A 14,777-nucleotide genomic window follows, 5' to 3' on the forward strand; every position below is an offset into this window, starting at 1 on the left:
TGCGCGATCGCTTACTCCAGGTTCCGGTGGGGACCGTCGGCCGGCCAGGGCACGACGGTGCCGCTGTGGACAACCACCCTCTTGTGGACAACTCGTCCGGCTATCGTGGCGGCATGGAGTCAGCCGGGGCGGTCGCGGCATTCTTCGACCTCGACAAGACGATCATTGCCTCGTCCAGTGCGCTGGCCTTCAGCAAGCCGCTGCTGCGGCAAGGCCTGATCAATCGCCGCGCGGCCCTGCGCAGCGCCTACGCGCAGCTGATGTTCAGCTTGGCCGGAGCGGACGAACAAACCACCGAGCGGCTACGCGCCCAGATCTCCGCGCTGTGCGCCGGCTGGGACGTCGCGCAAGTGCGGGCGGTGGTGGAGGAAACCCTGCACGACGTGGTCGACCCGCTGGTGTACGCGGAGGCAGCCGAGCTGATCGAGAAACACAAGGCCGACGGGCACGACGTGATCATCCTGTCGGCCACCGGACAAGAGGTCGTCGCTCCGGTCGCCGACATGCTGGGCGCCACCCACGCCGTGGCCACGCGGATGGAAATCGTCGACGGGCGCTACTCCGGCGAGGTGGAGTTCTACTGCTACGGGCAGGAGAAGGCGAACGCCGCCAGGAAGCTGGCCGCCGAGCGCGGATACGACCTGGACACCTGCTTCGCCTACAGCGACTCGAGCACCGACATCCCGCTGCTGGAGACCGTCGGCAACCCGTTCGCCGTCAATCCGGACAAGCTGCTGCGCAAGGTCGCGACCGAGCGCGGATGGCCGATTCTGACCTTCTCCCGCCCTGTCACGCTGCGCTCGAGGATCCCGCAGTCGACCGCGGCCGCCGTGGTTTTGGGGGTCGGTGTCGGGGCGGCCGCCGCGGTGGGCGCGACATGGTACGGCGTGCGCCGCCGCAAACGCGAGAACCGGAACGGATAAAACCCCCGAAAGGGGCTCTGATCAGCGATAACGCCCCTTGGGCCGACGAAAAATCCTACTAACCATCGGTGCTTGTGTCACCAGCTGAACACGTCTTGACCGGTGCACCCCGTCCGGCGTCTTGAAGTGACCGCCGTCACTGGGTAGAAAGGGAGGTGCGGACTCCGGTTCGGCCAGGGAGCCGGCGAAGAGAAGCCGGATCCACCCCGTTCGGGCTCCGTGCGCGGACTCCGGGCACCCACGCGCAGCACGCCGCGGGAGGCTTGTCGTCAAGGGACTGCGTACCAGGACGCTGGGCGCCGAGTACCCGATAGGTACGACACGAGTTGCACGCTTGGTAACCCGAGTGCCCGCGCGAGCAGGCGGCGGTCGCCGACATTCGTGTCGACGACCGCCGCCTGCGTTATGTCCGCGGAAAATCACCGCCGGTGACCGGCCCACCAAGCCGTTTGCCAATCCGTTAACTTCCGACTGCTAACGCAGTCACACCATCGAGCGACCTTAACTGGCGAACCCAAGCAACCTTTGGGCTGAAAAGTACGGTTTGTCCAATGCTTCTCGGCCGCCACCTCCCCTCACGGTTGCACCACTACGAAGGGCGTGATCGCCGGTGTCGCTCACAGACTCCCCACCGCAACAACCCGCTGGCCGCACGCCGTTGGACGCTCCCTTCTTCGAAGCCAACGACGCCGACGTGGGACCCTTGGTACGCATCCGTTCGTTGCTTCCCGGGCTGGCCCGCGCCGAGCAGCGAGTGGCCAAGGTCGTGCTGGAGGACCCGTCCGCGGTCGCGACCCGCAGCATCACCGAAGTGGCACTGGCAGCAGGCACGAGCGAAACGACCGTGACCCGCTTCTGCAAGGCCGTCGGGGTCGGCGGCTACCCGCAGCTGCGCATCGCGCTCGCCGCCGACGCGGCCCGCATGCAGGCCAGGGTCAACCAGATGTACGGCGGGACCATCGAGCTCGACGACGACATAGCCACCGTCGTCAACAAGGTCACCTTCGCCGACGCCCGAGCGATCGAGGACACCGCCAGTCAGCTCAACCTCACCGCGCTGACCAGGGTCGTCGATGCGGTCGCCGCGGCCGAGCGGATCGACATCTACGGCGTCGGTGCCAGTTCGCTGGTCGCCAACGAGTTGCAGCACAAGCTGCACCGGCTGTCCAAGGTCAGCTTCGCCTGGTCGGACACGCACCTCATGCTGACCTCCGCAGGCGTGCTCCACTCCGGCGACGTCGCCATCGCCATCTCGCACAGCGGCGCCACGACCGACGTCCTGGAGGCACTGCGTGCGGCGAAGGAGCGCGGCGCCACCACCGTGGCGCTGACCAACTTCCCCCGGTCACCGATCGCCACGTCGGCCGACCACACGCTCACCACCGCGGCCCGGGAGACGACGTTCCGGTCCGGGTCCGCGGCCAGCCGGATCGCCCAGCTCACCGTGATCGACTGCCTGTTCGTCGGCGTCGCACAACGGCTCGGCCCGGCGGCGGCCGCGGCGTTGGACCCGGCCAAGGACGTCACCGGGACGCACCGCCTCGGCGTGCGGCAGGACCGCAGGCGGAAACGGCCGCACCCGATGACACCGGACCATCTCCACAGGTGAGGGGACGCCGGGACGGCAAGCGGCGGCCACCCGGCGCCATCCATGCGCCCAGGACGGGAGTCTTCTCGTCCTGGGCGCACCACCGCGTCACCGACCGGGGCGCGTGAGCCCGTCCTCGTCGGCCCCGAGCGACAACACCGCTTCGTCGATCCGCTCGAGCGATTCGGCGTACGCGCCTTCCTCCTCGCGGGACAGATCCTTCAGCCGGATCGGCGGCCCGAGGTCGACGAACGTGGGTAGATACTCCGCCTTGTGCACCGTCCAGCCGGAACCGTTCCGGCGGAAGGCGAACCGCGCGGCTATCCCGTCCTCGGTGTCACCGGTGGGGTCCTCGTGCCGCGCCACATGGTTGCCGAGTCCGTAAGCCACCCACTCGCCGCCGATCTTCTCCATCGGCTGCACCGCGTGCGCGTGATGACCGAGGACGAGGTCGATGTTCTCGTCCGCCAGCAGCTGCTCGGCCATCTTCCGCTGCTCGAGCGACGGGTCGTGCTGGTGCTCGACACCCCAGTGCGCGCTCACCACCACGACGTCGGCGCCGGCCTTGCGCGCCGCCGCAGCCTTCCGCGCGGCAGCCTGCACATCCAGCTCGTCCGCCAACCACGGTTTGTCATCCGGCAGCGAAATCCCGTTGAAGCCGAAAGTCATCGAAACATGACCGACCAGCACGTCGCCGACCTCGAGCAGCAACGGCTCGCGCGATTCCTTCTCCGACCGGTAGGAGCCGGTGTGCTGCAAACCCGCCTTGTCCAGCGCATCCAACGTGCTGCGCACGCCTTTTTCGCCCTGGTCCAACGTGTGGTTGGACGCCGTCGAGCACGCGTCGTAGCCGGTGCCGGCCAGCGCATCGGCCACCTCGGGCGGAGCACTGAACGACGGATAGCCGGAGAACGGTCCGTCCGGCCCGGCCAGCGGCACCTCCAGATGACACAACGCCAGATCGGCGGAGCTGATCATCGGCCGGACACCGGCGAACAGGGGCCGGAAATCCCGCCCGCTCTCCGCATCCGCTTCGGCCTGCTCGGTCAGCGCCGGGTGGATCAACACATCACCGGTCGCCACCAGCGTGAACTGCTCGGGCTGCGCGCTGCTCGTCGCGGTCGGCACACCGGGCTCGGTGGCCACCGCACATCCCGCGGGCATCACCAGTGCGACCAGCACGGCGAGCCCGCGGCGGCTCACCGCGCTTCACCCGCCGCGTCGGCTATCCCCACGGCCTCCTTCGCGCCGGTCTCGATCGCCTCGCAGTGGAACAACAACCACTGGCGCACGCCGTCCGACGTCCCGCTCGCGAAGGCTTCCGCGGCTTCCTGGTAGGTCCCCAACCGGCGGAAGAACGCCACCTCGGGTACCGCGAGCCCCTTGGGGTCCAGGCCGGTGGCGATCATGGTCAGCCGGGCGGCTGCCCGGGCGATCACGCCGTCACCCGGGCCGAACGCCCGCAACGCCAGCAGCTCCCCGTGCACCACGGCCGCCTGCACCGGACCGGGCACGCTCGTCCCACCGGTCACCAGTTCGGCCAGCAACTCCAGCCGCCGCGCGACCGCCTCGTCCTGCCGCGGCCTGCCCAGCCGATCCGGATTCTCGATCAGGTCCGCCGCCGCCAACACGTGCAGCCGCGCCAGGACCTGCAGAGGCGACCGCTGCCACGTCGACAGCATCCCGCCGAGAGCCTCCGCCACCCGCAGCGCTCCGGCCAGCACCGGCTCGCGAACCTCGCCGTCCGGCGGGATCTCGGCATCGCCGCCGTCGATCGCGGCCGAGGCACGCGCGGCCCGTACCGAGGCTTCCGCGGCGGTGGTCGGCCACCCCTTGCGGTTGGTCGGGTGGCGGTGGACGGCGTCGACGGCCTGGCGCGCCGACTGCACGGCATCGTCGACCCCGGCGAGCTCGAGCAGCGGGGCAAGCGGATCGGTCACGTGCCCGGACGTTACACCGACCGGCGGACGAACGGTCATCAGCGCGGGACGAACGGTGGTGCGCGCCATTGTGCGGGGCGCTAACGTCGGCACTGGAAGAGTGTTGTCATCAGCACACTGCTAGGCCCAGCACCTGAGCACCAGGAGGCGTCACGACAATGGCAGAGCAGCAAGCAACGTTGCAGAACCTGCTCACAGAAAATCGCACGTTCCCGCCGCCCGAGGACTTCGCCGCCTCGGCGAACGTCGACGCCAGCGTCTACGACGAGGCGGAGGCCGATCGCGAGGCCTTCTGGGCGGCCCAGGCCGACCGGCTGCACTGGGACACCCGGTGGAGCCAGGTGCTGGACTGGTCCAACAAGCCGTTCGCCAAGTGGTTCGTCGGCGGCAAGCTCAACGTCGCCTACAACTGCGTCGACCGCCATGTGGAGGCCGGCTACGGCGACCAGGTCGCCATCCACTGGGTCGGCGAGCCCGGCGACACCCGCGACATCACCTACGCGCAGCTGAAGGACGAGGTCTGCAAGGCGGCCAACGCGCTGGAGTCGCTCGGTGTCGGGCCGGGTGACCGGGTGGCGATCCAGCTGCAGATGATCCCCGAGGCGGTCGTGGCCATGCTGGCCTGCGCCCGCATCGGCGCCATGCACAGCGTGGTGTTCGGTGGCTTCTCCGCGGCCGCGCTGCGCTCCCGGGTGGACGACGCCGACGCGAAGGTCGTCATCACCTCCGACGGGCAGTACCGCCGGGGCAAGGCCGCGCCGATGAAGGAGAAGGTCGACGAGGCGCTGGAGGGCGCAGCGTCGGTGGAGAAGGTCATCGTGGTGCGGCGTACCGGTGACGAGACGCCGGACGTGCCGTGGAACGACGAGCGCGACGTCTGGTGGCACGACCTGGTCGGCAAGCAGTCGGCCGAGCACCAGCCGCAGGCGTTCGACTCCGAGCACCCGCTGTTCATCCTGTACACCTCCGGCACGACCGGGAAGCCGAAGGGCATCCTGCACACCTCGGGCGGATACCTGACCCAGGTCGCCTACACCCACCACGTGGTGTTCGACCACAAGCCCGGCGAGGACGTCTACTGGTGCACCGCCGACATCGGCTGGGTCACCGGGCACAGCTACATCGTCTACGGCCCGCTGGCCAACCGGGCAACTCAGGTGGTGTACGAGGGCACGCCGAACACGCCGCACGAGGGCCGCCACTGGGAGATCGTGCAGCAGTACAAGGTGACCAAGTACTACACGGCGCCGACGCTGATCCGCACGTTCATGAAGTGGGGCAACGACATCCCGGCCAAGTACGACCTGTCGTCGCTCAAGCTGCTCGGGTCGGTCGGTGAGCCGATCAACCCGGAGGCGTGGGTCTGGTACCGCGAGCACATCGGCGCCGGGAAGACGCCGGTGGTGGACACCTGGTGGCAGACCGAGACCGGCGCGATCATGATCTCCCCGCTGCCCGGTGTCACGGCCGCCAAGCCCGGTTCGGCGCAGCGTCCGCTGCCCGGCATCTCCGCGAAGGTGGTCGACGACCAGGGCAACGAGGTCGGCAAGGGCGGCGGCGGGTACCTGGTGCTCGACCAGCCGTGGCCCGCGATGCTGCGCGGCATCTGGGGCGACGACGAGCGCTACAAGGAGACCTACTGGCAGCGCTTCGCCGACCAGGGCTACTACTTCGCCGGTGACGGCGCGAAGTACGACAACGACGGCGACATCTGGCTGCTCGGCCGGGTCGACGACGTCATGAACGTCTCCGGCCACCGCATCTCCACCACCGAGGTGGAGTCGGCGCTGGTGTCCCACCCGAACGTGGCCGAGGCCGCGGTGGTGGGCGCACCGGACCCGACGACCGGCCAGGGCATCGTCGCGTTCGTCATCCTGCGCGGCTCCGCGGACACCGCGGCCGCGGGCGAGAAGGCGATCGCCGAGCTGCGCGAGCACGTCTCCAAGGAGATCGGCCCGATCGCCAAGCCGCGCCAGATCATGGTCGTCCCCGAGCTGCCGAAGACGCGCTCCGGCAAGATCATGCGGCGGCTGCTGCGGGACGTGGCGGAGAACCGGGAGATCGGAGACGTCACCACGCTGGCCGACTCGAGCGTGATGGACCAGATCGCCGACCGGCTGAAGTCGGGCAAGAACGCCGACTGATGAGCGACACCTCGTACCACGAGGGCGAGAAACATCGGCGCGAGGACCTCGGTGAGCGGCTGAACTGGCTGCGAGCCGGGGTCCTCGGCGCGAACGATGGCATCGTCTCGATGGCTGGATTGGTGGTCGGGGTCGCGGGCGCCACGACGAGCGCCACCGCGATCCTGACCGCGGGGATCGCCGGGTTGGTCGCGGGAGCGCTGTCGATGGCCGGTGGCGAGTATGTCTCGGTCAGCACGCAGCGCGACACCGAACGGGCGGCGATCCGGCTGGAACGCAAAGAACTGGAACAGATGCCTGAGGAGGAGCTCGACGAGCTCGCGGCCATCTACCAGGAGAAGGGCCTGTCGCCGACGCTGGCGCGGCAGGTGGCGGAGGAACTGACGGCGAAGGATCCGCTGCGCGCGCACGCCGAGGCGGAGCTGAACATCGACCCGGACAACCTGACCAGCCCGTGGCAGGCGGCCTGGGCCTCGTTCCTGGCCTTCACCATCGGCGGCCTGCTACCGCTGGTCGCGATCTCGCTGCCACCCGTCTCGCTGCGGGTGTGGGCGTGTGGTGCCGCGGTGGTCGTCGGCTTGGCGTTGACCGGCTACATCAGCGCCCGGCTGGGCCGCGCCCGAGCACGGCGGGCGATAACACGCAACGTCGGCGTCGGTGTGTTGGCCATGCTCGTGACGTACTACGTAGGAGTCGTGTTCGGTATCACAGTGGGCTGACGGGGCCGCCTCAGCCGTTAGGATCGGCAAAGGTGTGCCGGGAAGTCTGGTCGGCGTGATGTCCCCTCGTGACAGGGAGTTTTCGTGACGACACGGCCGCGCCGCGCACCCCGGCCCATTGCCGAGTTCGCTCGTTACCTGCGTACCGAGACCGCAGGCGGTGTCGTCCTGCTCATCGCCACCGCGGTGGCGCTCATCTGGGCGAACTCCGATCTCGGCGATGTCTACACCGCGGTCCGTGACCACAAGTTCGGCCCCTCGCAGCTGCATCTCGACCTCACCGTGGGCGACTGGGCCAAGGACGGCGTCCTGACGCTGTTCTTCTTCGTCGTCGGGCTGGAGCTCAAACGCGAGCTGGTCCTCGGTGAACTGGCATCGATCAAGGACGCGACCCTGCCGATCCTGGCGGCGGCAGGGGGCATGCTGGCTCCCGCCGTGATCACGTTGGTCATGTCGTGGGGCGAAGAGGGCTCGGGTACCGCGTGGGCCGTGCCGATGGCCACCGACATCGCCTTCGCGCTCGGCGTGCTCGCGGTGACCGCACGGCACCTGCCGAGCGGGGCGCGAATCTTCCTGCTGTCGCTGGCGGTGGTGGACGACCTCGGCGCCATCGTCATCATCGCCGTGCTGTTCACCAGCGGCATCGATCTCGTCGCCGCACTGATCGCGGCCGCCGGGTTAACGCTGTACTGGTGGCTGCAGCGGCGACGCATCCGCTCCTCCTGGCTGTACGTGCCACTCGCCGTCGTCATCTGGGTCGCGGTCCACTCCATGGGCGTGCACGCCACGCTCGCCGGTGTCGCGATGGGCATGCTGACTCGCGTCCGAACCGATCCGGGTGAGGAGGAAGCCCCGGCGGCCCGGTTGGAACATCGCCTGCAGCCGTACTCCGCCATGCTTGCGGTTCCCCTGTTCGCCCTGTTCGCCGCCGGGGTTCCGGTCAACGGGGAGGCGCTGTCCACGGTGGTGAGCACACCGATCCCGCTGGCCATCGCCGTCGGCCTGGTCGCGGGCAAACTCATCGGCATTCTGGGCGCCAGCGGCCTGGCCGTCGCGACCGGTCTGGCCCGTCTGCCCGCCAGAACCGGGTGGCTCGACATCACGGCCTTGGCGTTGCTGGGCGGCGTGGGATTCACCGTCAGCTTGCTGATCGCCGATCTCGGCCTGCCGGACGACGTGCGGGAACCGGCCAAGGCCGCGGTCCTGCTCGGCTCACTGGTGGCTTCGCTGCTGGCCGCGCTCATGCTGAGCCGCCGCTCCCGTTCGCATCGCAAACGAGCTGCCGAAGCAGGCTGAGCAGCCGACTCGCCCGGGTCCTGCCTTGCGCTCCGCCCACCCCATGGCACGATGTCAAGGGTGAGCAGGCGCGATGATCAATTGTCCCAGGCAGGCGGCACGGTGGGGTACCTCCCGCTGACCCCCGACGAGCCGGGCGCCGGCAACGGCGCGGGCGACGACCGCTCGATCGGCGCGCTGGTCAAGGACGCGACCACGCACATGTCGACGCTGGTCCGTGCCGAGGTGGAGCTGGCCAAGGCGGAGCTGGTCGGCGAGGTGAAGAAGGGCGTCAAGGGCAGCGTCCTGTTCATCGTCGCGCTGACCGTGGCGCTGTACAGCTCGTTCTTTTTCTTCTTCTTCCTCGCCGAGCTGCTGTCCGAGTGGCTGCCGAGGTGGGCGTCGTTCGCGATCGTCTTCGGCATCATGCTGCTGGTCGCCGGCTTGTGCGCGTTCCTGGGATACCAGCGGGTGCGCAAGATCAAGGCACCGGAACGCACCATCGACAGCGTCAAGCAGACCGCTGCGGCGCTGCGGCCCAAGCAGTCCGAGCAGCCCGCGTCGAGTGAGCTGACCACCGGCTGATGTGAAGCAGGCACCCGACCCGTCGAGCGTGCGCACGCCGGGGCCCTGGACCCACCGCACGGTCTCCGCGAACGGCATCTCGCTGCATGTCGCGCAAGCGGACGGTCCGGCCGACGGGCCGCTGGTCGTCCTGCTGCACGGGTTCGCCGGCTGCTGGTGGGTGTGGCATCGGCAGATGCCCGAGCTGGCCGCGGCAGGCTATCGGGTGGTGGCCGCCGACCTGCGCGGCTACGGCGATTCGGACAAGCCCCCACGTGGTTACGACGCGTGGACGCTCTCCGGTGACATCGCCGGGCTGGTGCGGGCGTTGGGCGCCAGTAAGGCGCATCTGATCGGACAGGGCTGGGGTGGCGCACTCGCGTGGACGGCGGCCGTCCTGCACCCTCGGGTCGTCTCTTCGGTGGGCGTGCTCGGCGGCTGGCATCCGCTCGCGCTGCGTCCGGGGCTGCGCCGGTGCTTGTACAACAGCGAGCAACGGCGCGCGACCGGGCACTTCTACCGCTTCCAGGTTCCGATGAAGCCGGAGCGCGACCTCGTCGCCCACGACGCCGCGGCGGTCGAGCACTACCTGCGCAAATGGGCCGGGCCCGCGTGGGTGGACACCCCGGAGTTCGGCGAAACCGCTCGCTATCTGCGCTCTGCCATGCAGATCCCGGGCGCGGCGCACTGCGCGTTGGAGTTCTACCGGTGGGCGTTCCGCTCGCTGTTCCGTGGGGACGGCCGGCGGTTCGCCGCCGCGATGCGTGATCCGAGCCCGGCGCCGGTGCTGCAACTGCACGGTCGGGTCGACGGTTGCGTACTGCCCCGCACGGCCAAGGCCTCCGCTGCCTGGGCCGGCCCCGGGTCGTGGCTGCAGGAACTTCCCGGTGTCGGTCACTATCCCCAGCTGGAAGCGCCGGAGAAGACCACCGAGCTGCTGCTGAAGTGGCTCGCCCGCTAGGCCGTGCAGCGGCCGGTGCCGACGTCGTTGACCATCTCGGGCGCCCTGCGTGCCTCCGGCTCGACCTCCGCCGCGGTGAGCGTGAAACCGGTGTCCGGGTCCTGCACCGACGCGCCGAACACCAGCCCGATGACCTCGCCGTCCGGGTTCACCATCGGCCCGCCGGAGTTCCCGCTACGGATCGAGCCGCGCACGGTGAAGACGTCACGGCGCACGGTCTTCGACTCGTAGATGTCCGGACCGCGTAGTTCTGTGCGCTGCCGGATGCGCGCGGCCGTCGCGGTGTACGGGCCGTCCAGCGGGTAGCCCAGGACGATCGCGTTGTCGCCACTGGCCGCCGGGACGTCGGCGAACGGAATCGGCGCTGCGTTCAGGTCCGGAACCGCGAGCACGGCGACGTCGACGTCCGGGTCGAAGTGCGTCACGCGCGCGGGTAGCGTCCCCTCGTCGGTCTCCACCCGCACGCTGGTGGTACCCGCGACGACGTGCGCGTTCGTCATCACCCGCTGCGGTGCGACAACGAAGCCACTGCCTTCCAACGTCCGCGAGCACGACGGCGCGTCACCGCGAATCTTCAACACCTTGTCCCGCAGCTCGCGCACCACGGGCGAACGCTGCAGCCGCTTGTCCGGCGGTTGCACCTCAGCCGCGGGCGGCTGCACGAACGGTGCGATGACCGACGGCAGACCCGACACGTCGAGCAGCTTGCGCAGGTCGTTCGGCAGCGCCCGCGCCTGCTCCGGCATGACGTCGTTGACCTGGCTGAGCACCGCAGAGCCGTTGATCGCCGACGCCAACCCGGGCAGCCCGCTCACCGACGTCAGCGGCAGCGCGATCAGCCACGCGACGACGAACACCACGATGCCCTGCACGATGGCGCCGAGGGAGTTGTCCAGCCATGCCAGCTTCGGAGAATCGACGCGTTCCTTGATCGTGCGGCCGATCCACACGCCGAACGTCTCACCCAGCGCGACCAGGAAGACCACGGTGGCCACCGCGAAGGCCACCTTCGCTGCCGGGTGGTCGAACATGTCGACGATCAGCGGGGCGACCTTGATGCCGATGACCGCGCCGGCGAGCACACCGAGAAACGCGGGCAAGGCGATGATCACTCCCTGCCTGGCCCCGGACGCCGCGGCGATGACGGCGACCACGACCACCAACACGTCGACCCAGTTCACCCGTCGCCTTCCCGTCCCCGGCCCGTCCAGAGCCGCTCGCCGTGCTCACGCAGCGCCTCTTCGATCGGACGGACGTCCTCGGTGTTCCACTCGCGCTCCCAGCCGGCCAGTGACAGTAGTGCGCTGAGCAGGCCCGCGGTGAAACCCCATACCAACATGCCGTGCACCGAAAACGCCGGCCCGCGCCACCCGGTGTCCTCCCGGAACACCATGAACCGGTTCGCCGGGTCGGCCAGATCGGCAATCGGCACCCTAGCGACCGCCGCCGTCTCGGCCGGATCCACCGCCCACACCCGGCTCGGCCGCTGCCAGTACGCCAGCACCGGGGTGACGGCGAAGCCGGACACCGGGATCCACAGCTCGGGCATCACCGCGATGGGCAGCACCCCGGCAGGATCCAGCCCGGTTTCTTCTTCCGCCTCCCGTAACGCGGTCCCGACCGGGCCGTCGTCGCCGTCCTCCGCGCCACCGCCGGGGAAGGCCACTTGGCCGCTGTGCCGGTCGTTCGGATGGTGCGCGCGGCGTTGCAACAGCACGTCGTGCCCGCGGCCCGCCTCCCCGTCACCGAACAGCACGAGGACGGCCGCAGCCTTGGTCTTCTCGTCCGGCGGCGGGACGAACCGGGTGATGTCGCGCGCTTGCGTGCTGCCCGCGACCTCCACCAGCTTGCGCAGCCACGGCGGCACCGCGTGCACGTCGACCAGGGCGCCTCGGTTCATTCCGCCCCCTTCAGGTGGCGCGTGACGGCGGATCGTACTTGGTCAACGGAGGCGAACACCCGTGGGTTGCTGATGAACCGCACCGTGCCGTCCTGATCGACCAGGTAGGAAGCGGGCAGGACGTTAGGCGTCGACAGCGCCCGCCGCAACGGACCGTAGCGCTGATCACCGTCATGCACGCCGGGCAGGCGGACGCCGAGATCCTTCAGCATGCGCAGACCGTCGTCCTGCGGACTGTCGACCTGCACGGTGAGGACCTGCACCGCGCCGTAGCTCTGCGCGTACTCCTCCAGCACGGGGAGTTCGTCACGGCACGGCGGGCACCACGTCGCCCAGACGTTGATCAGTGTGACCTGACCGCCGAGCATCTGTCCCACATCGACCTGACGACCGTCGGCCAGGCACGTCGCCTTCACCCCGGCGAGCTTGGACACCGGCTCACCCGCACCTTGCGGACAGGGCCGTAGATGGGCCTGGTTGCGCGCGTCAGCCAATGAGCCGGCGGACGAGGGTTCCGTGCCGCCGTTCGACGGTGACTGCGGCAGCAGCACGATGAGCGCGGCGAGCAGCACCCCGCCGACCGCCAGCGCCACCCACGCCGCTCTGGTCACTGCCCCGCGCCCGCTCCGTCGGGCTCGTCCGGTTCGTCGATCTTCAGCTGCTTTTTCACCAGTGCGAGCAGGTGCTCGCGTTCCGGCCCCTTGACCAGCTTCGCGGCCGCGTCGAACTCGGTCGGTCCAGCGCCGTACGCGGGGCAGTCCCGCGCCAGCAGGCACGCTCCGCACGCGGGCTTGCGGGCGTGGCAGACCCGTCGACCGTGGAAGATCACCCGGTGCGACAGCACCGTCCACTCCTTGCGCGGGATCAGCTCGCCGACGGCGAACTCGACCTTGACCGGATCCTCCGCGTCGGTCCACTTCCAGCGGTGCACCAGCCGGTTGAAGTGGGTGTCGACGGTGATCCCGGGCACCCCGAAGGCTTCGCCCAGCACCACGTTCGCCGTCTTGCGGCCGACACCCGGCAGCTTCACCAGGTCCTCGAGTTTGCTGGGCAGCTCGCCGCCGTGCCGCTCCACCAGCGCGGCGCCCAAGCCCATCAACGCGTTCGCCTTGTTGCGGAAGAACCCGGTCGGGCGGATGAGTTCCTCCAGCTCGGCGCGGTCGGCTCCGGCGTAGTCCGCGGCCGTCGGGTAGCGCCGGAACAGCTCCGGCGTGACCTGGTTGACGCGCTCGTCGGTGCACTGGGCGGACAGGATGACCGCGACCAGCAGGTCCAACGGTGTCCGGTAGTCCAGCTCGCAGTGCGCGTTCGGAAATGCCTCCCCGAGGCAACGATTCATCCGCCGCGCGCGTCTCGTCAGTGCCAGCCGGCTTTCGGCGTCGAACTTGCGCGTCCTTCTGGGGGAACCCGATCGGGCGCCAGGGTGCGTGTTAGCTACGGAGGGCACCTGGATAGCCTACGGGCGAGGATCCCGTCGCACACGCAGGCGGGGTCCATGGCGCACCGGCAGCACGCACACCAGCGCTGCCAGGGCTCCACCCGCTGCGGGGCGCGGGAACAACCGCAAGCAGGCGCGACAACACGCCAAGGAGAGCCGGTTGCCGACCGGATTCCGAGGCAGTGAGCGAGGATTGTCCGATATGACTGTCTGGTTCGTGATCGCCGTACCGCTGGTCGTTCTCTTCTTCGCCCTGTTCATGGAACGGGTGGAGAGCAAGCTCGCCAACGTCACCGTGCGGGAGACGGACGTCGAGGAGTTCCTCGAGTCGGCGCAACCTCACGAGGTGAAAGCGCTTTACAAGCAGGGCATCGGCCGGGCTCTTGAGCTGTTCCGGCTGCGTCGTCTCGGCGGCCGCGCTGCGCGGGTCCGCGCCCGCCGTCAGTAGACACGCGCACCGCCGATGAACCCGGTGGGTTGGCGCACCCTCGCCACCCGTAGATAGGATCTGCACGGAGCGATCAGCGACACGGTCCATGAGCTGGGCAAATGTCGCGTGCGACAGGAGGCATGAGGTGGACGAGGTTCTTGCCCGGGCGGGCATCTTCCAAGGCGTCGAGCCGGCCGCCGCGGAGGCGCTGGCGCAGACGTTGGAGAGCGTGGAGTTCCCGCGCGGCCACGTCATCTTCCAAGAGGGTGAGCCCGGTGACAAGCTGTACATCATCCTGTCCGGGAAGGTGAAGATCGGCCGCAAGTCCGCCGACGGCAGGGAGAACCTGCTCGGCATCTTCGGGCCCGCGGACATGTTCGGCGAGCTGTCCATCTTCGACCCCGGTCCGCGTACCTCGACCGCCACCACGGTGACCGAGGTCCGGGCGGTGACCATGGACCGTCCCGCGCTGCGCCAGTGGATCTCCACTCGGCCGGAGATCGCCGAGCAGCTGCTGCGCGTGGTCGCCCGCCGCCTGCGCCGTACCAACAACATGGTGGCCGAGCTGATCTTCACCGACGTGCCGGGCCGCGTGGCCAAGGCGCTGCTGCAGCTCGCCCAGCGCTTCGGCTCGCAGGAAGCCGGCCTGCTGCGCGTGACGCACGACCTGACGCAGGAAGAGATCGCGCAGTACGTCGGCGCCTCCCGCGAGACCGTCAACAAGGCACTCGCCGACTTCGCACAGCGCGGCTGGCTGCGGCTGGAGGGCAAGAGCGTGCTGATCCTCGACCCCGAGCGGCTCGCCCGCCGCGCGCGGTGAGCTCGTCAGGAGCCGCCCCAAGACAGAGATGAAGGGCCGGGCGCCACCCCCGACGTGGCGCACCGGCCCTTCATC

The 14,777-nt window shown here is 69.4% G+C and carries 15 protein-coding genes; 9 read left to right on the plus strand and 6 right to left on the minus strand.

Features of this window, described 5'->3' with window-relative positions; all coding sequences use genetic code 11:
* Positions 1–113 precede the first annotated feature (113 nt).
* A complete protein-coding gene (locus YWM_RS0104850; protein ID WP_028849764.1) occupies positions 114–923 on the plus strand; it encodes an HAD family hydrolase in 810 nt (269 codons plus the stop codon).
* 658 nt (positions 924–1,581) lie between these two features.
* Positions 1,582–2,532: a MurR/RpiR family transcriptional regulator gene (locus YWM_RS0104855; protein ID WP_028849765.1), complete on the plus strand. Its 951-nt coding sequence runs from the start codon at positions 1,582–1,584 to the stop codon at positions 2,530–2,532.
* Positions 2,533–2,619: 87 nt separating this feature from the next.
* Here YWM_RS0104855 and YWM_RS0104860 read toward each other — a convergent pair whose 3' ends face one another.
* Both YWM_RS0104860 and YWM_RS0104865 read right to left on the minus strand, forming a co-directional pair.
* Positions 2,620–3,714 carry a CapA family protein gene (locus YWM_RS0104860; RefSeq protein ID WP_028849766.1) on the minus strand — a complete coding sequence of 365 codons (1,095 nt, stop codon included), beginning with the start codon at positions 3,712–3,714 and terminating at the stop codon, positions 2,620–2,622.
* Positions 3,711–4,451: a Fic family protein gene (locus tag YWM_RS0104865; protein WP_028849767.1), complete on the minus strand. Its 741-nt coding sequence runs from the start codon at positions 4,449–4,451 to the stop codon at positions 3,711–3,713. Before YWM_RS0104865 ends, YWM_RS0104860 begins: the two co-directional genes overlap by 4 nt.
* A gap of 158 nt (positions 4,452–4,609) precedes the next feature.
* On the opposite strand from YWM_RS0104865, the gene acs reads away from it, so the two are divergent.
* From acs to YWM_RS0104890, 5 genes are all read left to right on the plus strand, one after another.
* Positions 4,610–6,595 carry an acetate--CoA ligase gene (gene acs / locus YWM_RS0104870; protein ID WP_028849768.1) on the plus strand — a complete coding sequence of 662 codons (1,986 nt, stop codon included), beginning with the start codon at positions 4,610–4,612 and terminating at the stop codon, positions 6,593–6,595.
* Positions 6,595–7,314, plus strand: coding sequence for a VIT1/CCC1 transporter family protein (locus YWM_RS0104875; protein ID WP_028849769.1), 720 nt, complete (start codon positions 6,595–6,597; stop codon positions 7,312–7,314). The genes acs and YWM_RS0104875 overlap by 1 nt, the downstream gene beginning before the upstream one ends.
* A gap of 84 nt (positions 7,315–7,398) precedes the next feature.
* Positions 7,399–8,610, plus strand: a complete 1,212-nt coding sequence (gene nhaA, locus YWM_RS0104880; RefSeq protein WP_043659631.1) for a Na+/H+ antiporter NhaA — start codon at positions 7,399–7,401, stop codon at positions 8,608–8,610.
* A gap of 51 nt (positions 8,611–8,661) precedes the next feature.
* On the plus strand, positions 8,662–9,174 hold the full coding sequence (locus YWM_RS0104885) for a phage holin family protein (RefSeq protein ID WP_028849771.1): 513 nt from the start codon (positions 8,662–8,664) through the stop codon (positions 9,172–9,174).
* Between the two features lies 1 nt (position 9,175).
* Entirely contained in the window at positions 9,176–10,114 is a 939-nt protein-coding gene (locus YWM_RS0104890; protein WP_028849772.1) for an alpha/beta fold hydrolase, read from the plus strand.
* Here the strand turns inward: YWM_RS0104890 and YWM_RS0104895 are convergent.
* The 4 genes from YWM_RS0104895 to nth are packed head-to-tail and all read right to left on the minus strand — an operon-like array spanning position 10,111 to position 13,353.
* On the minus strand, positions 10,111–11,295 hold the full coding sequence (locus YWM_RS0104895) for a MarP family serine protease (protein WP_028849773.1): 1,185 nt from the start codon (positions 11,293–11,295) through the stop codon (positions 10,111–10,113). The two genes, YWM_RS0104890 and YWM_RS0104895, sit on opposite strands and share 4 nt — an antisense overlap.
* Positions 11,292–12,014, minus strand: a complete 723-nt coding sequence (locus YWM_RS0104900; protein ID WP_028849774.1) for an NUDIX hydrolase — start codon at positions 12,012–12,014, stop codon at positions 11,292–11,294. The genes YWM_RS0104895 and YWM_RS0104900 overlap by 4 nt, the downstream gene beginning before the upstream one ends.
* Complete coding sequence (locus tag YWM_RS0104905) at positions 12,011–12,625, minus strand: TlpA family protein disulfide reductase (protein ID WP_028849775.1); 615 nt, start codon at positions 12,623–12,625, stop codon at positions 12,011–12,013. The genes YWM_RS0104900 and YWM_RS0104905 overlap by 4 nt, the downstream gene beginning before the upstream one ends.
* Positions 12,622–13,353 carry an endonuclease III gene (nth, locus tag YWM_RS22245; RefSeq protein WP_052344560.1) on the minus strand — a complete coding sequence of 244 codons (732 nt, stop codon included), beginning with the start codon at positions 13,351–13,353 and terminating at the stop codon, positions 12,622–12,624. Before nth ends, YWM_RS0104905 begins: the two co-directional genes overlap by 4 nt.
* A gap of 301 nt (positions 13,354–13,654) precedes the next feature.
* Between nth and YWM_RS0104915 the strand changes: the two genes are divergently transcribed.
* Both YWM_RS0104915 and YWM_RS0104920 read left to right on the plus strand, forming a co-directional pair.
* Complete coding sequence (locus YWM_RS0104915) at positions 13,655–13,900, plus strand: hypothetical protein (protein ID WP_028849776.1); 246 nt, start codon at positions 13,655–13,657, stop codon at positions 13,898–13,900.
* 127 nt (positions 13,901–14,027) lie between these two features.
* The gene (locus YWM_RS0104920) at positions 14,028–14,702 is read left to right on the plus strand and encodes a Crp/Fnr family transcriptional regulator (RefSeq protein WP_028849777.1); all 675 of its coding nucleotides are present in this window, start codon (positions 14,028–14,030) and stop codon (positions 14,700–14,702) included.
* Positions 14,703–14,777 lie beyond the last annotated feature (75 nt).

The organism is Thermocrispum municipale DSM 44069, assembly GCF_000427825.1.
In the GTDB taxonomy this organism is placed as follows: Bacteria; Actinomycetota; Actinomycetes; order Mycobacteriales; family Pseudonocardiaceae; genus Thermocrispum; species Thermocrispum municipale.